At 67.8% G+C, this 20531-nt stretch carries 15 protein-coding genes; 10 read left to right on the top strand and 5 right to left on the bottom strand.

All coding sequences use genetic code 11. From position 1 onward, the window contains the following. Positions 1–2 precede the first annotated feature (2 nt). Genes HNP55_RS14235 through HNP55_RS14225 form a run of 3 tightly spaced genes read right to left on the bottom strand, consistent with a single transcriptional unit; the run spans position 3 to position 5728 of the window. On the bottom strand, positions 3–1412 hold the full coding sequence (locus HNP55_RS14235; RefSeq protein WP_184300535.1) for an efflux transporter outer membrane subunit: 1410 nt from the start codon (positions 1410–1412) through the stop codon (positions 3–5). Further along, entirely contained in the window at positions 1409–4543 is a 3135-nt protein-coding gene (locus HNP55_RS14230; RefSeq protein WP_184300532.1) for an efflux RND transporter permease subunit, read from the bottom strand. Before HNP55_RS14230 ends, HNP55_RS14235 begins: the two co-directional genes overlap by 4 nt. Positions 4544–4558: 15 nt before the next feature. Beyond that, positions 4559–5728: an efflux RND transporter periplasmic adaptor subunit gene (locus HNP55_RS14225; protein ID WP_184300528.1), complete on the bottom strand. Its 1170-nt coding sequence runs from the start codon at positions 5726–5728 to the stop codon at positions 4559–4561. Between the two features lie 459 nt (positions 5729–6187). Between HNP55_RS14225 and HNP55_RS14220 the strand changes: the two genes are divergently transcribed. From HNP55_RS14220 to HNP55_RS14205, 4 genes are all read left to right on the top strand, one after another. Further along, positions 6188–7786, top strand: a complete 1599-nt coding sequence (locus tag HNP55_RS14220; protein WP_184300526.1) for a YbaY family lipoprotein — start codon at positions 6188–6190, stop codon at positions 7784–7786. A gap of 70 nt (positions 7787–7856) precedes the next feature. Next, on the top strand, positions 7857–8471 hold the full coding sequence (locus HNP55_RS14215; protein ID WP_184300522.1) for a hypothetical protein: 615 nt from the start codon (positions 7857–7859) through the stop codon (positions 8469–8471). Positions 8472–8515: 44 nt separating this feature from the next. After that, the gene (locus tag HNP55_RS14210; RefSeq protein WP_184300520.1) at positions 8516–9124 is read left to right on the top strand and encodes a DUF4136 domain-containing protein; all 609 of its coding nucleotides are present in this window, start codon (positions 8516–8518) and stop codon (positions 9122–9124) included. 122 nt (positions 9125–9246) lie between these two features. Further along, positions 9247–9693, top strand: a complete 447-nt coding sequence (locus HNP55_RS14205) for a hypothetical protein (RefSeq protein WP_221439590.1) — start codon at positions 9247–9249, stop codon at positions 9691–9693. Here the strand turns inward: HNP55_RS14205 and HNP55_RS14200 are convergent, their stop codons facing one another. Beyond that, complete coding sequence (locus tag HNP55_RS14200; protein ID WP_184300517.1) at positions 9694–11541, bottom strand: ABC transporter transmembrane domain-containing protein; 1848 nt, start codon at positions 11539–11541, stop codon at positions 9694–9696. It abuts the gene before it with no gap. Positions 11542–11723: 182 nt separating this feature from the next. Here HNP55_RS14200 and HNP55_RS14195 point away from each other — a divergent pair, with 182 nt between their 5' ends. The 4 genes from HNP55_RS14195 to HNP55_RS14180 are packed head-to-tail and all read left to right on the top strand — an operon-like array spanning position 11724 to position 16715. Then, positions 11724–12308 carry a MarR family transcriptional regulator gene (locus tag HNP55_RS14195; RefSeq protein WP_184300514.1) on the top strand — a complete coding sequence of 195 codons (585 nt, stop codon included), beginning with the start codon at positions 11724–11726 and terminating at the stop codon, positions 12306–12308. Between the two features lie 60 nt (positions 12309–12368). Further along, positions 12369–13835 carry an efflux transporter outer membrane subunit gene (locus HNP55_RS14190; protein ID WP_221439589.1) on the top strand — a complete coding sequence of 489 codons (1467 nt, stop codon included), beginning with the start codon at positions 12369–12371 and terminating at the stop codon, positions 13833–13835. Between the two features lie 49 nt (positions 13836–13884). Next, positions 13885–15138, top strand: a complete 1254-nt coding sequence (locus HNP55_RS14185) for an efflux RND transporter periplasmic adaptor subunit (RefSeq protein WP_184300509.1) — start codon at positions 13885–13887, stop codon at positions 15136–15138. Positions 15139–15146: 8 nt separating this feature from the next. Next, entirely contained in the window at positions 15147–16715 is a 1569-nt protein-coding gene (locus HNP55_RS14180; RefSeq protein WP_348648707.1) for a DHA2 family efflux MFS transporter permease subunit, read from the top strand. A gap of 4 nt (positions 16716–16719) precedes the next feature. On the opposite strand, the gene HNP55_RS14175 is transcribed toward HNP55_RS14180, so the two are convergent. Beyond that, on the bottom strand, positions 16720–17766 hold the full coding sequence (locus HNP55_RS14175) for a helix-turn-helix transcriptional regulator (RefSeq protein WP_184300506.1): 1047 nt from the start codon (positions 17764–17766) through the stop codon (positions 16720–16722). Between the two features lie 207 nt (positions 17767–17973). Here HNP55_RS14175 and HNP55_RS14170 point away from each other — a divergent pair, with 207 nt between their 5' ends. Continuing rightward, on the top strand, positions 17974–19323 hold the full coding sequence (locus HNP55_RS14170; RefSeq protein ID WP_184300503.1) for a PEP-CTERM sorting domain-containing protein: 1350 nt from the start codon (positions 17974–17976) through the stop codon (positions 19321–19323). After that, on the top strand, positions 19320–20525 hold the full coding sequence (locus HNP55_RS14165) for a PEP-CTERM sorting domain-containing protein (RefSeq protein ID WP_184300500.1): 1206 nt from the start codon (positions 19320–19322) through the stop codon (positions 20523–20525). Before HNP55_RS14170 ends, HNP55_RS14165 begins: the two co-directional genes overlap by 4 nt. The last annotated feature ends 6 nt before the right edge of the window (positions 20526–20531 follow it).

The raw sequence follows: 20531 nt of genomic DNA, 5'->3' as shown, positions 1-20531 counted from the left end.
ATTCAGGACTTGGGCGCGGCCTCCCAACCGCCGCCCAGGGCGCGGTAGAGCTCGATCACGCTGGCATAGGTGCCGCTGCTGAGCTGGGCTTGCTGCAGCTCGGCGTCGAAGAGCTGGCGTTGCGAGTCCAGCACCTCAAAGTAGCTGGAGATGCCGTTTTTGTAGCGCAGCTCCACCAGGCGCAGACGCTCACGGCTGGCGGCGACGATGCGCTCCATGGCCAGGCCTTGCTGGCGCAGTTGCTGGAAGCTGAGCAAGGCGTCTTCCACCTCACGCAGCGCCGTCTGGGCGGTGCGGGCATAGTCTTCCAGGGCCAGGCCTTGCTGGGCCTCGGCGACCGCCAGCCCGCTTTGCAGGGCGCCGCCGGTGAACAGGGGCAGGCTCAGGCTGGGTGAGACGGTGTAGGCCGAGCGCTCGCTCTGCAGCAAGGCGCTCAGCTGCGGGCTGACAAAGCCCAGAAAGCCGCTCAGCGAGATGCTGGGCAGATAGGCCTTGCGAGCCGCGCTGACGCTGGCCCGGCTGGCCGCCACGCTCATCTCGGCGGCGCGCACATCGGGGCGGCGCAGCAGCAAGTCGCTGGGCAGGCCGGCCGGCAGCGCCTCGGGCAAGGTGAAGGAGGCCAGGCCGCGGCTGGGGCGTATCGGGCCCGGGTTGCGGCCCACCAGCAGCGACAAGGCGTTCTCCTGCAAGCCACGGCGCTGCAGCAGCTGGGCCTTGGCAGCCTGGGCCTGGGCCAGCGAGGTCTCGGCCTGGCTGACATCGACCATGGACACCACACCCGCCTTGAAGCGTAGATTCATGATGCGCAGGGAGTCGGCGCGGGACTGTTCGGTGCGGGTCGAGATGGCCAGCGATTGGTCGATCTCCAGCAGCGTCAACCAGCCGGCCGTGATGCGGCTGATCAAGCCCACCTGCACGAATTGCCGCAGGGCCGCGCTGGCCTCCACGCTGAGCTGGGCGGCCGCGGACAGATCGCCCAGGCGCCCCCACAGATCGATCTCCCAGGCCGGCAGGGCCAGGCCGGTGTTGTAGACCGTGGACGTGGTGTTCTCGCTGGCGCTCAGGCCCGAAGGCGCTCTTTGCCGCGTGCCGCCCGCGCCCAGGCCCAGATGCGGCCAGCGGGCCGAGTCCTGCAGGCCTAGCTGAGCCTGCGCCAGCTGGACGCGCCGGGCCGCCGTGCGCAGCTCGCGGTTATTGCGCAAGCCTTCCTGGATCAGTTGCTCCAGCTCGGCATCCTTGAACAGATCGGCGTGGCGCTGCTCGGCCAGATTGCCATCGGTGCGCGCCGGCGCCAGCCAATGCGAGGGCAGGGCGGGCAGTTCGGCCGCTTCCTGCAGCGTGGCCGGCTGCGGTCCTGCGCAGGCGGCCAGCAGCAGGGCGGCGGCCAGCAGACTGAGGCGGGCGGGCATCATGGCTGCACCTCCTGGTTTGCCGAGGGCGCTGCTGGCGGCGCGGGCTTGTCCTTCTTCTTTTTGCTGAACAAACTCATCATCAGCACATAGAACAGCGGGGTGAAGAAGACGCCGATCAAGGTGGCGGCCAGCATGCCGCCCAGGATGCCGGTGCCCACCGAATGCTGGGTGGCCGCACCTGCCCCCGAGGCCTTGACCAAGGGCATCACGCCCAGGATGAAGGCCAGCGAGGTCATCACGATGGGCCGCAGGCGCTGACGGCCGGCCTCGATCGCCGCCTCCAGCACCCCCATGCCGGCCTCGTACTGCTGCTTGGCAAACTCCACGATCAGGATGCCGTTCTTGCCCGCCAGGCCCACCAGGGTGATCAGGCTGACCTGGAAGAACACATCGTTGGGCGAGCCGCGCAGCAGGAGCGCAATCAAGGCGCCCAGGATGGCGATGGGCACGATCAGGAACACGGCCACGGGCAGGGACCAGCTCTCGTACAAAGCGGCCAGGAAGAGGAAGACAAAGACCAGGGACAGCAGGAAGATGCCCCCCGCCTGCGAGCCGCCCACCCGTTCTTGCAGCGACTGGCCCGACCATTCAAATGAGGTGCCCTGAGGCAGGTGCTGGGCCGAGATGGCTTCCATCGCGTCCAGGGCCTCGCCCGAGCTGCGGCCGGCGGCCGCGGCGCCGTTGAGCTGGATGGAGGGGTAGCCGTTGTAGCGGGTCAGCGCGATCGGGGCGGAACGCCATTCGCTGCGTACCAGGGCGGCCAGTGGCACCAGCTCGTTCTGGGCATTGCGGATCTGAAAGCGCTGCAGGGCGGCCGGGTCGGAACGGTAGCTTTGCTCGGCCTGCATCTTGACCTTGAGATTGGTGCCGAAGGCGGTGAACTGATTGACGAAGCTGGAGCCCAGCAAGCTGCCCACGGTGGCATACAGCTCCTGCAGCGGCACGCCCAGGGACTTGGCCTTGTTGCGATCCACATCGAGGAAGAGGGTCTGCACCTCGGGTGCGGCCACGCTGCGCACACCTTGCAGCACCGGGTCTTTGGCGGCCTCGCCGATGACGGCGCGCGCCGCTGTCGCCAGCGTGGCACGGTCGCCGTCCAGGGACAGCAGGCGGTAATCAAAGCCCGCGGTGGCCCCCATGCCCGAGATGGGCGGCTCGTTCAGGGCAAACACCCGGGCCTCACCGATGCTGGCGAGTTGCTGGTTGAGCCGCTTGAGCACGCCAAAGACATGGGTCTCGGGCGTTGCGCGTTCGTCCCAGGGCTTGAGGGTGGCGAAGATGAAGGCCTGGTTGGCATAGCGGTAGAAGATGGAGAAGCCCAGGATGGCGGTGGCGTCTTGCACCGTGTCTTCCTTGGCCAGAATCGCCTCGGCTTTTTTGAGCGCCTCGCGGGTGCGTTCGGCCGAGGCGCCGGCCGGCAGGTCCACCACCACATAGATGGTGCCCTTGTCCTCCTCCGGCACAAAGCCGCCGGGGATGATCTTGAACAAAAATGCCATGCCCGCGATCAGCAGGGCGTAGGCCAGGGCCGCCACGATCTTGCGGCCCAGCAGCAGTTTGACGCCGCCCACATAACCCCCCACCACTTTTTCGAACCAGCGGTCAAAGGCCTGGATGGGGCGGATCTTCTGCATGCCCGGCTTGAGGATGAGGGCGCACAGGGCCGGCGTCAGCGTCAGGGCGGTGATGGCCGAGAGCAGGGTGGCGAAGGTGATGGTGATGGCGAACTGCTTGTACAGCGTGCCGGTGACGCCGCCCAGAAAGGCGATGGGCACGAAGACGGCGCAGATCACCGCCGTCACGCCGACGATGGCGCCGCCTATGCCCTGCATGGCCTTGATGGCGGCCGAGGTGGCGTCCAGATGCTCCTCGTGCATGATTTTCTCGACCGCCTCCACCACCACGATGGCGTCGTCCACCACGATGCCTATTGCCAGCACCAGGCCGAACAGCGTCAGCATATTGATCGAAAAGCCCGCCAGCAGCAGGCCGGCCATGGTGCCGATGATGGACACCGGTATGGCCAGCAGCGGGATCAGGGTGGCCCGCATGCTGCCCAGAAAGAGGTAGACCACGATCAGCACCAGCACAAAGGCTTCGATGAAGGTGTGCTTGACCAGTTCCACCGAGGCGTGGACGAATTTGGTCGTGTCATAGGTGACCGACCATTTGATCTCGCGCGGGAAGGCGGCCGTCAGCTCATTCATGCGTTTTTTGAGCGCATCGGCCAGCACCAGGGCGTTGGCGCCCGGCCGCAGATAGACGCCCAGGGCCACGGCGTCCTTGCCATTGAGGCGGGATTCGAACTGGTAGTCGTCCGCCCCCAGCTCCACCCGCGCCACATCGCGCACCCGCAGCACCGAGCCATCGGCCAGGGCGCGGATGACGATGTTGCGGAACTCCTCCACCTCGGTCAGGCCGCCGCCGGTCTGCACCGGAAAGGTCAGGGTCTGGCCCCGGTCGGCCGGCGCCTGGCCGATCTCGCCGACCGCGAAATTCTGGTTCTGCTCACGCACCGCATTGGCCACATCGGTGACCGTCAACCGGTACTTGGCCAGGCGGTCGGGATCCAGCCACAAGCGCATGGCATAGGGGGCGGCGAACAGGGTTACATCGCCGGCGCCGGGCAGGCGCTTGAGCTCGTTGATGACCTGGCTATTGGCCAGATTGGCGATATAGGTGCGGTCGAAACGCGGGTCGTCCGAGCGCATCACCAGCACCTGCAGGATCTGCGGATTGGTCTTGTCCACCCGCAGGCCGTTGCGCAAAACCTCTTGCGGCAGCAGGGACTCGACCCGCTTGCTGCGGTTGTTCACCTCGACGGCGGCCAGGTCCAGATCGGTGCCTGGTTCGAAATAGACCTGCAACTGCATCAGGCCGCTGGCCGAGCTGGTGGACTGCATATAGAGCAGGCCGGCAATGCCATTCATCTCGCGCTCCAGCGGCGCGGCCACGGTGGTCTCCAGCGTTTCGGGGCTGGCACCGGGGTAGACGGCGGTGATCTGCACCTGGGGCGGGGCGACACTGGGGTACTGCTCCACCGCCAGCTTGGAGCTGGCCAGCACGCCGATCAGGACGAAGAGCAGGGCGATGACGGTCGCGAGGACCGGGCGCTTGACGAAGAATCCCATCTTGAACTCCTCGCCTCAGTGTGAAGCGGCGGAGGCCGGCGCCTGCGCCGCGCCACTCTGCCAGGGGCTGGGTGCCACCGTCATGCCCTGCTGCAGGCGTTGCAGGCCCTCGACCACCACGGTCTCGCCGCTGCCCAGGCCGCGCTCGATGATCCAGTCGTTCTTGAACCACTCGCCCACCACCAGGTCGCGCCGCTCCACCTTGTTGTCCTTGCCCAGCACCCAGGCCACATGGCCGGTCGGTGTCTTGCTGACGGCTTTCTGCGGGATCAGCACCGTGTTCGGCCGGGAGCCCGCGGTATAGACCACCCGCACATACATGCCGGGCAGCAGCTTCTGACCGGCATTGGGCATGACGACGCGCAGCGCGATGGTGCCGGTGCCGGGGTTGACCTGGGACTCGGCGAAGTCCAGCTTGCCGCTGCGCTCGAACTCGCTGCCATCGGGCAGGTAGACGCGGGCCTGCGAGCCGCCCGCACCCGCCTTGACGGCGCCGCTGCTCAGCTCCCGGCGCAGGATCAGGGCGTCTCGGTCGGCGACCGAGAAGCTGACGTAGATCGGGTCCAGGCGGTCGATGGTGCTCAAGTGGGTGGCCTCGCCCTTGCCGACCAAGCGGCCCTCGGGTACCAGGGTGGCACCGATCTTGCCACTCTCGGTGGCTTGCACGCGGGTGTAACCCAGATCGGTCTGGCTGCGTTCGAGCTTGGCTTGCGAGACCGCCAGCAAGGCCTCATTTTGCTTGACCGCCGTCAGTGCATCGTCGTAGTCCTGCTGGCTGATGGCGTTCTCTTTCACCAAGGGGGCGAGCCTGGACTCGCGCGATCTGGCGCTGGCCAGATTGGCCTTGGCCCGGGCCAGATCGGCCTGGGCATCGTTGAGGGCGATACGGTAGGGCGTGGCGTCGATGGTGTAGAGCAGCTGGCCTTTCTTGACCTCGGCACCTTCGACGAAATGGCGCTGCTCCAGAATGCCTTCGACCCGGGCCCTGACCTCCACCGAACGGTAGGCCGCGACCCGGCCAACAAACTCGTTAACGACCGGCACCGTCTCGGCGTGCGAGGCGACCACCTTGACCGGCACCGGCGGCGGCGCCGCGGCCGGCGCTGCCGCCTGCTTCTGGCAGGCCGCGAGCAAGAGGCTCAAGCTGCACCACAAGAACCAGCCCGGGCGGCTGGGCGGGTGCATCGTCAGAGTCGAAGACGCCCTGGGGCTGGATGGCTGCGACATGGCTGGTATCCATTCTTTCTGAGGTAATCGCGCACCCCGACAAGGTGCGAATGGGCCGGCCCGACAGCGGCTTGACCCACGGCAAGTACGGCGCCGCGCCATTCACCCATCATGAGCATGGCGCCGAGAAAACACATCAAAACCGAATCGGCGTGAAAACCAGGATGGCGACACCATATGTTTTTTTTCGGAATGTTTGTCTGCTGCAAAACCCTTGGGTGGCAAGACCTGACCCCCGACGGCCCGGCGGCGGGTTTGTCGGCAAGCCTAAGGCCTGCGATCCTTCCTGTTTGAGAAACCGAGAAGGTTCCATATCCAAGAATCTAGGGGGGTCTTGACACAGCATCGCTGGCTGTTCCTGCCCCGTCTTGAACTTGGGCTATAAACAGGAAACTCTTGCCAAGAGGAAGGCTCACCATGACTCAAACGCCCCATCACCGCTTCGCCCTGGCACCTTGGGCCGGTATCCCGTCCTGCTTGGGCCTGGGCTTGGTGGGCGCGCTGCTGCTTGGCCTTGCCGGCCAGGCTCAGGCCCAGGCCCAGGCCCAGGGCACGGCGCCCGCTGCCAAGCAATCCAGTGACCAGGGCATGCTGACGGTGGAAGGCACGGTGGCCTATCGCCAGCGCATCGCCATGCCACCCCAGGCGGTCTTGCAGGTGCAGGTCGCCGATGTCTCCTTGATGGACGCGCCCGCCAAGGTGCTGGCCGAGAGCCGGGAGGAATTCGCGGGCCGCCAAGTGCCCCTGCGCTTCAGCCTGCAAGTGCCCAGGAGCGCGATCGACGAGCGCCACCGCTACGCCGTCAGCGCCCGCATCATGATGGGCGATCGCCTGGCCTTCATCAGCACCGAGCACCATGCCGTGTTGACCCAGGGTTATGGCAACAAGACCGATCTGATGCTGCAGGCCGTGGGCGCGGCGCCCGAGGTCGCCAAGCCCGCCCCCGCCCAAGCCAAGGCCGATCGCACCCCACCAGCGCTGATACCGACCCAGCCTTCCTTCGCCCTGCCGGCCAGCTTCACCGGCGTCCTGCCCTGTGCCGATTGCGCAGGCATTGCGCAAACCCTGACCCTGCGCGCCGACGGCCTCTACCGCATGCGCAGCGTCTACCTGGGCAAGGACGGCGCGCCCCGGTCCGAGCAGGGCCGCTGGATGGCCGAGGCCGGTGGCGGCAAGCTGGTCTTGCAAGGCGCGAGCACGCAGCAGATGTGGGCCGTCGGCCCAGACAAGCAGGACAAGTCCGGGGCCGCCCTGCGCCTGCTGGACCTGGCGGGCAAGCCCATCGTGTCCCGACTCAATTACGAGCTGCGTCGCACCGCCCAGGTGGACGAAATCAGCGAGCCGCTGAACTGGCAGGGCGAGTTTGTGCTCCAGGCCGGGGCGGCCCGTTTCAGCGACTGTGTCAGCGGCCTGTCCTGGCCCCTGGCCATGGGTGGGGATCTGGCCAATCTGCAGCGCAGCCATGGCCAGTTCGCCAAGGCGCCGGGCGCGCCGGTCCTGGTCAAGCTGCAAGGGCGCTTGCTCACAAGCCCTGGCCCGGACGGCAAGGCGCAGGAGCAGTTGCAGGTCGACAAATTCATGGCCGCCGAGGCCAGCGGCGCACGCTGCGAGGCCCTCAAGCCCGGGGCCGAGCCCAGGCCTGGCGCCGCGGCCGGCCAGGCCAGCCTGACCGAGACCTATTGGAAACTGATCGAGCTGGACGGGCAAAAACCGCCCGCGCCGGCGGCCCAGCAGCGCGAGGTGCAGATCACCCTGCACAAGCAGAACCAGCGGGTCAGCGGCAGCTCCGGCTGCAATCGCCTGATGGGCAGCTTCAAGCAGGAAGGCGCGGCCGGGCTGAGCTTTTCCCGCATGGCCGGCACCATGATGGCTTGCAGCCCGCAGGCCATGGACACCGAGCAGAAAGTGCATGCCATGCTGGCCGCCACCAGCGCCTACCGCATCGAAGGCGAGCATTTGGTCTTGCTGTCCGGCCGGCGCGTGCTGGCCAGGTTTGAGTCCGTCTATCTGCGCTGATACACCTCGGCGTAGCTATTTTTTCTATCGTTTATTGGCTTTATTGACCCGTCGAAAAAGGGAGTTCGCGATGAGAAAGTTTCCAGGTTCGCTCAAGTCCGTGCTGCTGGCCTCTGGTCTGGTGTTGGCACCCGCGCTGGCCTTGGCCCAGCAGCCGCCCAGCACGGCCGTGCTGAGCGCCAGCGCGTCCAATGCCCGCGTGAAGGCGGCCGAGGTCGTGCTGCATGCCAAGGTGGTGGAGCTGGACCCGGTCAATCGCGTGGCGGTGCTGCGCAATGCCAAGGGGCAGTTGGTGACGGTGGATGTGCCGGCCAGCATCGGCAACTTCGACCAGGTGCGGGTGGGCGACGAGCTGGCCATCCGCTACGCCGCCGCCGTGGCCCTGGAGCTGGAGCCGGTGGCCAAGGAGAGCGGCATCCGCGAAAAGGTGGAGTCGGTCAGCAATAGCAGCGGCACGGTGGGCGGCCTGCCCTCGGCGACCTCGGGTCGCAAGGTGCAGGCCCTGGCCGTGGTCGAGGCGATTGACCGCAAGGCGCGTACCGTCAAGCTGCGCGGCGTCAAGCGCAGCTTTATCGTTGCGGCGCCCGACAATGTGGATCTGGCCAAGATCAAGGTCGGCCAGGAAGTGCGTGCGGTGTTTGTGGAGGCTGCGGCCGTCAGCGTCGAGCAGCGCGCCCGCAAATAAATCGGCCCCCTCGCACCACCTCATTCAATGATTGGAGATTGACCATGAGCCAGCGTTTCTTGCCTTCCAAGTCCTTGCTACGCCTGAGCCTGTCCCTGGGCTTGTTGGCTGGCCTGGCGGCCTGCGCCACCGGCCCCGATGTACGGACCGATTACGACCAGGCCACCAATTTCAGCGCCTACAAGAGCTTTGCCTTCGCCAGCCCCCTGGGCACCGACCGGAACGGCTACCAAAGCATGGTTTCCCAGTACCTGAAGGCGGCGACCCAGCGCGAGCTGGAAGCGCGCGGCCTCAAGCTGGATGCCGCCAAGCCCGATCTGCTGATCAATTTCAATGCGGCCTTGAACGACAAGACCCGCGTCACCACCAACTCGGTGCCGACCATGGGTGTCGGCTACTACGGCTACCGCGTCGGCATGTACAGCACCTGGCCGCTGTACCGCGACCAGACCACGGTCACCCAGTACAAGGAGGGCACGCTGAACATCGACGTCATCGATGCGGCGCGCCGGCAGATGGTCTGGGAGGCGGTGGTCTCCGACTCGGTCACACCCAAGGAGATCGAGCAGGCCAGACCCGGCATCGATGCGGCGATTGCCGCGGCCTTTGCCAAATTCCCCTTGCCGGCCCCCGCCGCCAAGCCCGCAAAATAAAACCCTGCTCGCGCCGCGGCCCTCGGGCCGCTTTTTTTCGCCTGTCGCGCCATGACGGGGCGGGCGCCAAGGGAAAACTCGGTTCCAATGCGCACAGTTCCCGACTGCCTTCAAGCCCCTCTATGACCTTCAAACGCATCTTCCTGGCCCTGCTGATCCTGCTGCTCCTGATCTGGGCCTATTTCGCCGCCGCGCTGAACTGGAGCTATTCCACCGGCGAGCGGGCCGGCTGGATCCAGAAGCTCTCGCGCAAGGGCTGGGTCTGCAAGACCTGGGAGGGCGAGGTGGCCCTGGTGTCCCTGCCCGGCACCTCGACGGTGGAGAAGTTCAATTTCACCGTGCTCGATGACCAGGTGGCCGAACAGCTGACCCAGCTGATGGGCAAGCGCGTCAGCCTGCATTACGAGCAAAAGGTCGGCCTGCCCACCTCCTGTTTTGGCGAGACCCGCTACTACGTCACCAAGGTCACGCAGACCAGCGAGGTCTCGCTGACCCCCGGCGTCGTCGTGCAGACCGGGCCGGGCGCGGACGCGCCGGCCTCGGCCCCGGCTTCCCAGCCGGGCTATTGATCAGCTCTTCAGCTCGAACTGCAGGGCCGCCAAGCGGGCGTAGAGCCCGTTCTGCGCGGCCAGTTCCGCGTGCGTGCCCATCTCGGCGATGCGGCCATGCTCCATCACCACGATGCGGTCGGCGCGCTGCACCGTGGCCAGACGGTGGGCGATGACCAGGGTCGTGCGGTCCTGCATGGCCGCTTCCAGCGCCGCCTGCACCATGCGCTCGCTCTCGGCGTCCAGCGCGCTGGTGGCCTCGTCCAGCAAGAGCAGGGGCGGGTTCTTCAGCATGGCGCGGGCGATGCTGATGCGCTGCCGCTGTCCGCCCGAGAGCCGCACACCGCGCTCGCCCAGAAAGGTCTGATAGCCCTCGGGCAGGGCGCGAATGAAGTCGTCGGCAAAGGCCGCCTTGGCCGCGGCCACCACCTCCGCGTCGCTCGCTTCGGGCCGGCCGTAACGAATATTCTCCAGGGCGCTGCTGGAGAAGATCACGCTGTCCTGCGGCACCAGGCCGATGCTGGCGCGCAAATCGTGCAGGCTTAAGTCCCGCGTGTTCACCCCGTTCAGCAGGATGCTGCCCGACTGCGGGTCGTAAAAGCGCAGCAGCAGCTGGAATACCGTGCTCTTGCCCGCACCGCTGGGGCCGACCAGGGCGACGGTCTCGCCGGCCTTGATCACCAGATTGAAATCGCTCAGGGCCGCCTGCGAGGGGCGCGAGGGGTAGTTGAACTGCAAGCCCTGCAAGCTCAGGGCGCTGCCACCCGCCACGCGGGGCAAGGCCTGGGGCTGCGCCGCTTCGGCCACCGGTGAGCGGCTGGCCAGCAACTCCATCAAACGCTCGGTCGCACCGGCGGCGCGCAAGACATCGCCGTAGACCTCGGCCAACACCGTCACGCTGCTGACCAGCAGGATCACGTAGACCACGGTCTGGCCCAGATGGCCGGCCGTGATATGCCCGGCCAGCACCGCCTGCGTGCCCTGGTACAAGCCCCAGAGCAGGGCGCCAAAGGTGGCGGTGATGATGAAGGCCACCAGGCCGGCCCGCAGCTTGCTGCGCTTGCGGGCGGTCTCAAAAGCGCTTTCGCTGGCCTGGGCGAAGCGGCGGGTCTCACCCGCTTCCTGCGTATAACTCTGCACCACCGGCACGGCATTCAGCACCTCGGCTGCGATGGCGCTGGTGTCGGCCACCCGGTCCTGGCTGGCCCGGCTGAGCTTGCGCACCCGGCGGCCAAAGTAGATGGCCGGCGAGACCACGACGATCAGCACGCCCAGCACCTGGGTCATCACCAGCGGGTTGGTGGCGATCAGCATCAACATCGCGCCCAAGCCCATCACCGCGCTGCGCAAACCCATGCTGAGGCTGGAGCCGACGACGCCCTGCACCACCGTGGTGTCGGTGGTGATGCGGCTGAGCACCTCGCCGGTCTGGGTGGTCTCAAAAAATTCGGGGCTTTGCCTCAGCACATGGCGGTAGACCGCGTTGCGCAAGTCCGCCGTGACCCGCTCGCCCAGCCAGGTCACCATGTAAAAGCGCAGGGCCGAGAACAGCCCCAGGGCCGCACCGACGGCAAACAGGGCTAGGAAATGCTCGCGCATGGCCATCAGCCTCTCCCCCGCCTGGCCGCCGGCCAGGCCCTGATCCACCAGGCCGCGCAAGGCCTGGGGGAAGGCCAGCGTGGCCAGGGCCGCCAGGGTCAGGAAGACGAGGGCGGCGGCGACGCGCAGGCGGTAGGGCCGCAGAAAAGGCCAGAGCCCGCTGAGCGAGCGCGGATGGCCCTTGGCCGGCTCCTTGCCGCTGGACGCCGGGGCGGCTGCGCCGGTGGGCAGGGGATTGAGTGCGGGCGCGGGTCTCGTGTTTGCTTGCATAGGGTTGAGTTAGCTGTGGTCGGGAGCGCAAAAACCAAGCCTTTGCCAAGGCTCGCGAGCGGGTCAATTATTTATTGCCTTGACAATCATTGCCTAGGCAAATAAATTGCCTGTTCCGAAAAACGACGGCCTTCGCCCGAAAGTGCGAGGGTCGGCCGCCCATCTTCGCGAGTGAAGCCGCCGTGCCCCAGTCCAAATCCGCCAAGTCTTCCACGCCCCCAGCCCAGCCGCCCGGCGCGGCCGATGGCGACATCCAGTTCTACCGCCCGGAAAGCTACCAGCGCAGCGAGAGCGTGGGCTGGATGCTGCGCAAGCTCAAGCAGACCATCACCCGCCAGGTCGATCTGCGCCTGCAGGACGCCGGCCTGACCCATGCGCAGTGGGGCACCCTGATCACCCTGCGCCATAGCGGTGCCAGCAGCACGGCCCAGCTGGTGCGCGAACTCGATGTCGACGCCGGCGCCTTCACCCGCTTGCTGGACCGGCTGGAGGCCAAGGGCCTGATCCGGCGCGAACGCTCGGCGCAGGACCGCCGCGTCGTGATGGTCGATCTGAGCGAGCCGGGCCTGCAGGTCACCGCCGAGCTGCACACCGTCTTGTCCGATGTGTTAAATGCCCATTTGAGCGGATTCAGCCACGCCGAATGGCGGCTTTTGCTGAGCCTGCTGCAAAGAATGATTGACAACGGCGAGGCCTTGCTGGAGGCCTCGGGCGGCGCCAGCGGCCCGCGCAGCGATCCCCTGTGTGAGGACGATTGCGAGGATTGAAGCGGCCAGCCCGGCCATGCCTCCCGAACAAAACACCTGCCATCCCTGATGAACCCAGCCATGACCACCACCGCCGCACCACGACCCCTTCTCAAACTGCCCCTGCTGATGCTGCTGCTCGGCCTGCTGGGGCTGTCGGCCTGCGCGCCGGTGCCCACGCTCAAGCCGGCCGCCAGCCTCTTGCCGCCCGAGCAAGTGGGCCTGCAGCGGGCGCAAGGCGAGTACCCGCCGTTTGCCGCCGCGGCGGGCAAGAGCTGGTGGACCCGTTTCAATGATCCGCAGCTGGACGCCTTGATCGACCGCGCGCTGGCGCAATCCCCCGGTCTGGCCCAGGTGCGGGCCCGGGTGGAGCGCGCCAGCGCCCTGGTGGAGAACGCCCGCGCCAGCGACAAGCCCCTGGTCGGCGCCGGCGTGGACGCCACTTACCAACGCTATCCCGAGCACAGCCTCTACCCGCCGCCCATCGCCGGCAGCCTGCGCACCATGGCCACGCTGCAGGCCGGCATCAGCTATGACTGGGACTTTTTTGGCCGCCACGAGGCCGAGCTGAAGGCCGCCCTGGGCCAGGCCCGTGCCGCCGAGGCCGAGGGCGAGGCAGCCCAGCTGATGCTGGCGGCCCAGCTGACGCGCAGCTATCTGTCCCTGGCCCGCGTGCTGGCCCAGCAGGAATTGCTGGCTCAGCAGCTGAGCCAGCGCGAGCAAAGCCTGGCCCTGGTGCGCCAGCGCGTCGCCGCCGGTCTGGACAGCAGCCTGGAGCAGCGCACGGCCGAGGCCCCGCTGCCCGAGCTGCGCCGCCAGGCCTGGGTGCTGGACGAGCAGGCCGCCTTGCTGCGCCAGCAACTGGCCAGCCTGAGCGCCCAGAGCGCCGAGCAACTGGCGGGCTTGCGGCCCCAGCTGCCCCAGGTCTTGCCCTTGCAAACCCCCTCGAACGAGGCTACGGCCCTGGGCCTGGACCTGCTGGGCCGGCGCCCGGACGTGGTGGCCGCCCGCTGGCGGGTGGAGGCCAGCACCCAGCATTTGGCCCTGGCGCGCTCGCAGTTCTATCCGAACCTGAACCTCACGGCCTTTGCCGGTTTCGGCTCGATTGGTCTGGATCAGTTGCTCAAGGCGGGCAGCCTGCAGTACGGCTTCGGCCCTTCGCTGCGCCTGCCTTTGTTCGACACCGGCCGCCTGCGGGCACAGCTCAAGGGCTCGGCGGCCGACCTGGATGCCTCGGTCGCGGCCTATAACGGCACGCTGCTGGAGGCCGTGCGCGAGGCCAGCGGCCAGCTCAGCAGCCTGCAGTCCCTGCAGCGCCAGCAGCAGGAGCAAGAGGCCTTGCTGGGCAATGCCCGTGCCTCGCGCGATCTGGCGGCCCAGCGCTTCGGCGCCGGCCTGGGCTCCAAGCTGGCCTGGCTGAATGCGCAAGGCGGCGTCCTGCAGCAGGAGCGCCAAAGCCTGGAGCTGCGCGGCCAGGCCCTGGAGGCGCAAGTCGGCTTGATCCGCGCCCTGGGCGGTGGCTGGCAGGAAGCCACGGCGGCCCGCTGAGCCCAGCCCTCAAAAAATCATTCAAAAACACTCTCGACGAAAGCAGGCCATGAGCGCTTCTGAAACCAATGCCCCGACCGCCGCCAAGAGCCGTCCCCCCCGTAAAAAAGCCCTGAGCCTGATCAGCCTGGCCGTCTTGCTAGGCCTGGGTGCTTACGGTGTCTACCAGTGGGCGGTGAGCAGCCGGGTCGAGCAGACCGACAACGCCTACGTCAACGCCAATGTCGTGCAGATCACGCCCCTGGTGGGCGGCACGGTGCGCGCCATCCATGTGGACGACACCGACTTCGTCAAGGCCGGCCAGCCCCTGGTGAGCCTGGACCCGGCCGACGCCCGCGTGGCCCTGGAGCAGGCCGAGAGCCAGCTGGCCCAGACCGTGCGTGAGGTGCGCACCCTGTACGCCAACAACGCCACCCTGGCCGCCCAGATCCGCAGCCGCGAGGCCGATGTGCAGCGCGTCCAAAGCGAGTTGGCCCGGCTGAACGCCGATGTGCAACGCCGCTCACCCCTGCTGGCCAGTGGCGCCGTCGGCCGCGAGGAGTTCGATCACGCCAATGCCCAGGCCACGGCGGCCAAGTCGGCCCTCGGCGCCGCGCAATCCACCCTGCAGGCGGCGCAGCAGCAGCTCTCGTCCAACCAGGTCCTGACCGATGGCACCAGCGTGGCCGAGCACCCGAATGTGCAGCGCGCCGCCGCCCGCGTGCGCGAGGCCTTTCTGGCCCAGCAGCGCACCGAGCTGCCCGCGCCGGTGGACGGCTGGGTGGCCCGCCGCAGCGTGCAGTTAGGCCAGCGCGTCGCGGCCGGCGCGCCCCTGATGGCGGTGGTGGGCCTGCAGCAGGCCTGGGTGGATGCCAATTTCAAGGAAGGCCAGGTCGCCAAGCTCCGCATCGGTCAAAAGGCCAAGCTGGTGGCCGATGTCTACGGCAACAAGGTCGAGTTCCAGGGCCAGATCGTCGGCCTGTCGGCCGGCACGGGCGCGGCCTTTGCGCTGCTGCCGGCGCAGAACGCCACCGGCAACTGGATCAAGGTGGTGCAGCGCGTGCCGGTGCGCATCGCGCTGGACGCAGGCCAGGTGGCCGCGCATCCGCTGCGCGTGGGCCTGTCCATGAATGTCACGGTCGATGTGCAGGACCAGAGCGGCAAGAGCCTGGTGGAGGCCCAGCGCAAGGAGCCGGCCGCCCAGACCGCGGTCTATGACCAGGCCAATGCGGCCGCGGACGCCGATGTGGCGCGCATCATCCGCGCCAATCTGGGCAGCCAGGCCAAGGCCATGAGCAAGGCTGCGACCAAGCCGCGCGCCTGAGCCCCGCCGTGAGCGCCGCGTCGAAAAACTTCGCCCCGCCCGAGTTGCCCGCCCCCTTGCAGGGCGGCCAACTGGTGCTGGGCACGGTGGCCCTGTCCCTGGCCACCTTCATGAATGTGCTGGACTCCTCCATCGCCAATGTGTCGCTGCCGGCCATCTCGGGCGATCTGGGCGTGAGCCCGGTGCAGGGCACCTGGGTCATCACCAGTTTTGGCGTGGCCAATGCCATCTCGGTGCCGCTGACCGGCTGGCTGACCCAGCGCTTCGGCGCGGTGCGCCTGTTCACCACCAGCGTGCTGCTCTTCGTGCTGGCCTCCTGGCTGTGCGGCTTCGCCCATTCGCTGGAGATGCTGGTGGCCTGCCGGGTGCTGCAAGGCCTGGTGGCGGGGCCCATGATTCCGCTTTCGCAGACCCTGTTGCTGGCCAGTTATTCGCGCGCCAAGGCGGGCACGGCCTTGGCGCTGTGGGGCATGACCACGCTGGTGGCGCCGGTGGTGGGGCCGCTGCTGGGCGGCTGGATCACCGACAACGTGTCCTGGCCCTGGATCTTCTACATCAATGTGCCGGTGGGCTTGTTCGCCGCCTTGCTGACCTGGAGCATCTACCGCGAACGCGAGACGGCCATCCGCAAGCTGCCCATCGACGGCGTGGGCCTGGCCTTGCTGGTGATCTGGGTGGGTGCCCTGCAAATCATGCTGGACAAGGGCAAGGAGCTGGACTGGTTTGCCAGCGGCGAGATCCAGCTCCTGGCCCTGACGGCGGCCGTGGGCTTCGCCTTCTTCCTGGCCTGGGAGCTGACCGACGAGCATCCGGTGGTGGACCTGCGCTTGTTCGCGCGCCGCAACTTCGTCTTCGGCGCGGCCACGCTATCGCTGGCCTACGGCCTGTTCTTCGGCAATGTGGTCTTGCTGCCGCTGTGGTTGCAGCAGTACATGGGCTATACCGCCACCGATGCGGGCATGGCGCTGGCGCCGGTCGGCCTGCTGGCGATTCTGCTGTCACCCGTGGTGGGCAAGAACGTCAGCCGTTTTGACCCGCGCATGATGGCCAGCTTCGCCTTTGTGATGTTCGCCGTCGTGCTGGGCATGCGGGCCAACTTCACGACCCAGACCGACTTCGCGACCATCATGGTCCCGACGATTCTGCAAGGCGCGGCCCTGGCCTTTTTCTTCATCCCACTGACCACCTTGACGCTCAGCGGCATCACGCCCGAGCGTTTGCCGGCGGCGGCCGGCCTGTCCAACTTCGTGCGCATCACCGCCGGGGCCATGGGCACCTCCATCGCCACCACGCTGTGGGAGAGCCGCGCCACCCTGCATCACCAGCATATGGCGGAGCAGCTGAGCCTGGGCAATCCGGTGGCCGGCGAAACCGTGGCCGGGCTCAGGGCGGCGGGCTTTAGCCAGGAGCAGGCCTGGGCCCAGATCAACCGCCTGATCGACCAGCAGGCCTTCACCCGCGCGGCGGACGATATCTTTCTGGCCTCGGCCTGTATCTTCCTCCTGCTGATCGCCACGATCTGGCTGACCCGCCGGCCGGCCGCGGTGGGGGCCAGCGTCAGCGTCGACGCGCATTGACGGGCTAGCGGATCCTTGGCGAGCGCGTTTCCCCCGGTGACTCGCCGAAGCGTGCTCGATAGGCCTGGCTGAATTTGCCGGGGTTCTGGAAGCCCCAGCGCTGCGCCAGCGCCCGCACCGTCGGGGCGTCGCCGCGCTTCAGTTCGGCGCGGGCCTGGTCCAGCCGGACCTGGCGCAGATAGGCGCCGGGCGACTGGCCCAGATGCTCGCGGAACAGGCGCAACAGGCTGCGCGCGCTGACGCAGGCGGCGGCCGCGATATCGGCCAGCAAGATGTCTTCGCGGGCATGGGCGGCGATGAAGTCCAGCGCTCGCTTCAGACCGGGCGGTGGGCTGCCCATGGCCCGGCCGCTGTCGGCGAGCAGATGCTCATCCAGCAGGGTCAGGCTGATCAGCTCGGCCCAGCGCTTGAACATCACCTGCCGGGCCGCATCGGCGCGGCCGGGCAGCAGGCATTTGCCGGCCTCCACGGCCATCAGGCGCAGGCGCTCGGCCAGCGGGCCGCGCAGCAAGGGCTCGAACAGGGGCGCGCCGCCCCAGCGGCCCGGCGCCAGTTCGGCGCCCAGGCTCAGAAAACCGGCCTTGGGCAGATTGAATTCGATGAAGTGGGTGGCGGCACCGACCTGGGTCAGCTCCACGCCGGCCGGGTCGATGATCAGGGCCTCGCCGGCCACGGCCTGGTACTCGCCCGAGTGCAGGCGCAGGCGGAACTCGCCGCTCAGCGGCATGCAGATCGAGAGGGCCTCGGGGGCCGTGGAGGCGTCCAGGGTGTGCACATCGAGCGCCATCGGGAAATAGGCCTCGACCAGAAAGGTCGCGCCGCCCGCACGCGCATGCTCGGGCATGGCCAGGGCCGCCACCGGCAGGGCATCGCCCGCACGCAAAGGAGTGGCGCCGAGCTGGCGCCGGGCCGCGCGCGTGTGCGCATTCAGGCGCTCGAAATGCTCGTGGATGGCCGCCGGGCCCTGCAGGCACAGGCCGGGGCTGGCCAGCAGGAAGTCCGGCCTGGAAAAACTGGCCATGGGTGAGGGGGCGGTTTGCGGCAAGGGCATGGGGCGAGGTCTCTTCACTGCGCAGCCTTGCAAGAATGGTAGCCGAACCAGTGGCACCCGATTCATGGGGGGTGAGGGGTGCAAACCCTGCCCGATCTGGCCATGGCGGCTCCACCAACGCCAATCTGCGGCCGGCTCGGGGCTTGCCCCAGCAAGGCCTGGCGCCGGTTTGCCTACGCTGAGGGCATGACTACCTGGAGCCCCTTCATGTCCCAACCCTTTCATCTGCCCAAGCTCGCGGCCTTGCTGGCCGCGGGTGTCTCGAGCTCGGTGCTGGCCAGCAGCTACCAACTGGATGTTTATGCCCCGCCGAATAACGCCCCCATCACCGGCCTGAGCAATCAAGGGGCCTGGGGCGTCACCAGCCGCAGCAGCGGCGAGTACATCCTCGATGGCTCGAACCAGAGCGCCCAGACCTTGCCGGGCGCCAATGCCCTGCGCCTGGGCTATGGCAATACGCTGAGCCTCTCGGGCGACGGCCGCTATATCTCGGGCGGCAGCACGGTGCCTGGCGCCACGGCCGCCTGCACCAGTGGCAACAAGATCTGCAATGTCAGCCAGGCGGCGCTGTACGACCGCCATACCGGCAGCTGGACCACGCTGGGCAACCTGGGCGGCACGACGACGCTGTCGGTCAACGGTCAGCAGACGGTGGAGCTGAGCCAGGCCTGGGGCATCTCGGCCAGCGGCAATGCCGTGGTCGGCCAGTCCTGGGCGACGGTGAACGGCGTCTCCCGCCTCCATCCCTTCGTCTATCGCAACGGCCAGATGGTGGATCTGGCGCCCACCGTGGCGGGCAATGGCCGCGCCATCTCGGTCAGCGGCGATGGCTCGGTGGTGTCGGGCTACAAGTCCAGCTCGGCCGTGGGCACGATCTGGAAATGGAATGGCAGCAGCTATGCAGAGACCGTGGCACCGACCGCCCACAACCCCAAGAGCAATGCTCTTGTGGCCGTCGCGGCCGACAAGCTGAGCGAGAACGGCATCTGGGCCGCCGGCAGCTCGGTCAACGCCATGGCCGTGCAATACGGCAGCTTCCCCGGTGACGTCGTCTACTTCCCCACCACGCTGTGGAACACCCAGACCAATACCGCCATCGTCATCCCCTACGACCATGTCATCGACCCCACGCCCGGCAGCCTCGACCCGGTGCGCAATGTCAAGGGCACGGTGGTCGGCGTCTCCAATAGCGGCGTCGTGATCGGCATGTACAACGGCCCGGTGACCGGCGCCACCGTCGGCACCCTGAGCCAGGACACCTGGATCTACAACGCCTACGGCGATGGTGCGACCATGAGCTTCGACAGCTATCTGGCCAGCATGGGCCAGCCGCTCACGGCGACCCAGCATGTCTGGCAGCTCAACGCCATGTCGGCCGATGGCAGCGCCATCTCGGGCATGTATTACGACACCGCCACCGGCGTCTCTTCGGCCTTTGTGCTGCACCCGACCCTGGCCGTGCCCGAGCCCGCCACCTGGGCCCAGCTGGGCCTGGGCTTGCTGGCCGTCGGCGGCCTGCTGCGCAAGCGCGCTCTGGCAAGCAAGGAGCTGGCATGAAGACCGCAGCATTTTTCCGCCACGCCGCACTGGCCGGCGCCGCCAGCCTCTGCCTGGCCGGCACGGGCTGGGCCCAGCAACTGGATGTTTTCAACTCGCCCGGTGTGGGGTACGGCGTGTCGGCGGACGGCCGTTACGCCGTGTTCGGCAGCGCCGGGCCCGGCGGCGGCACCCATGCCTATCTGTGGTCGGCCGCCACCCACACGCTGACCGATATCGGCGGCTTCGCGGGCACCGCCGGCGCCCTGGAGATCAGCCGCGACGGCCGCTACGTCGCCGGCCAGATCCAGGACGCCCAGGGCAAGTTCCAGGCCGCCGTCTACAGCCGCGACACCGGCGCCTGGAGCCAGGTGCCGGCCCTCGGCGGCCTGAACTCGGCGGGCACGACGGGCTCGGTCGTCTGGGCCATGAGCGGCGATGGCCGCTACGTGGGCGGCAGCTCCTACGTTCCGGGCAGCACGGTGTCACGCGGCTTCGTGACCGACCGCCTGAGCGGCACCGTGGTCAGCCTGGGCAGCACCGAGGCCCGCGTCGAGGCCATGAACCTGGACGCCAGCGTGCTGGTGGGCTACACCACCAACTCGCGCCGCGCCGCCGTCTGGACCCGCAACGCCAGCGGTGAGTACGATATGACGACGCCCGGCCGGCCGGAGTCGCCCACGCTGGGCCTCTACCAGCTCTCGGCCATGTCCAGCAACGGCAGCTGGGCGGCCGGCACCAGTTTCAACAACGCGCTGCCCTACCGCTACGACGTGGCGACTGGCCAGGTGCTGTACTACGACAAGCTGCCCTTTCTGAGCCCCACCGGCCGGGGCACGGCCTCGACCTCGGCGATCTCCGACGACGGCCTCACCATGGTCGGCATCCACAGCCCGCAAGGCGCTTTGTTGAGCGGCTCCTACGCCTTCATCTGGCGTGGCGATGGCACGGTCAACGGCAATCAGCTGGGCGGCAGCGTGCAGACGCTGGACGACTATCTGGCCGGCTACGGCATCGACACGGCCAACCACTACGACTTCAAGTCCGTCGTGGGCATGAGCGCCGACGGCCACACCTTCACCGGCATCGCGGCGGACAATCTGACTGGCAACCAGGTCTCCTTCGTGGTCAGCATCCCCTCGGCCGTGCCGGAGCCTGGCCAATATCTCTTGCTGCTCGGCGGGCTGGCGGCCCTGCTGTTGCGCCGGCGCAGCTTGGTCTGAACTTGC

Origin of the sequence: Roseateles oligotrophus, from assembly GCF_014204525.1 — a bacterium.
Lineage (GTDB): Bacteria > Pseudomonadota > Gammaproteobacteria > Burkholderiales > Burkholderiaceae_C > Paucibacter_A > Paucibacter_A oligotrophus_A.
Note: the sequence above shows the minus strand (reverse complement) of the source record. Positions and strands in the feature narration are given on the sequence as shown.

Coding starts and splice junctions, on each gene's coding strand:
- HNP55_RS14235 (WP_184300535.1), bottom strand. CDS start 1,412: ATGATGCCCGCCCGCCTCAGTCTGCTGGCCGCCGCCCTGCTGCTGGCC.
- HNP55_RS14230 (WP_184300532.1), bottom strand. CDS start 4,543: ATGGGATTCTTCGTCAAGCGCCCGGTCCTCGCGACCGTCATCGCCCTG.
- HNP55_RS14225 (WP_184300528.1), bottom strand. CDS start 5,728: ATGCACCCGCCCAGCCGCCCGGGCTGGTTCTTGTGGTGCAGCTTGAGC.
- HNP55_RS14220 (WP_184300526.1), top strand. CDS start 6,188: ATGACTCAAACGCCCCATCACCGCTTCGCCCTGGCACCTTGGGCCGGT.
- HNP55_RS14215 (WP_184300522.1), top strand. CDS start 7,857: ATGAGAAAGTTTCCAGGTTCGCTCAAGTCCGTGCTGCTGGCCTCTGGT.
- HNP55_RS14210 (WP_184300520.1), top strand. CDS start 8,516: ATGAGCCAGCGTTTCTTGCCTTCCAAGTCCTTGCTACGCCTGAGCCTG.
- HNP55_RS14205 (WP_221439590.1), top strand. CDS start 9,247: ATGACCTTCAAACGCATCTTCCTGGCCCTGCTGATCCTGCTGCTCCTG.
- HNP55_RS14200 (WP_184300517.1), bottom strand. CDS start 11,541: ATGCAAGCAAACACGAGACCCGCGCCCGCACTCAATCCCCTGCCCACC.
- HNP55_RS14190 (WP_221439589.1), top strand. CDS start 12,369: ATGACCACCACCGCCGCACCACGACCCCTTCTCAAACTGCCCCTGCTG.
- HNP55_RS14185 (WP_184300509.1), top strand. CDS start 13,885: ATGAGCGCTTCTGAAACCAATGCCCCGACCGCCGCCAAGAGCCGTCCC.
- HNP55_RS14175 (WP_184300506.1), bottom strand. CDS start 17,766: ATGCCCTTGCCGCAAACCGCCCCCTCACCCATGGCCAGTTTTTCCAGG.
- HNP55_RS14170 (WP_184300503.1), top strand. CDS start 17,974: ATGTCCCAACCCTTTCATCTGCCCAAGCTCGCGGCCTTGCTGGCCGCG.
- HNP55_RS14165 (WP_184300500.1), top strand. CDS start 19,320: ATGAAGACCGCAGCATTTTTCCGCCACGCCGCACTGGCCGGCGCCGCC.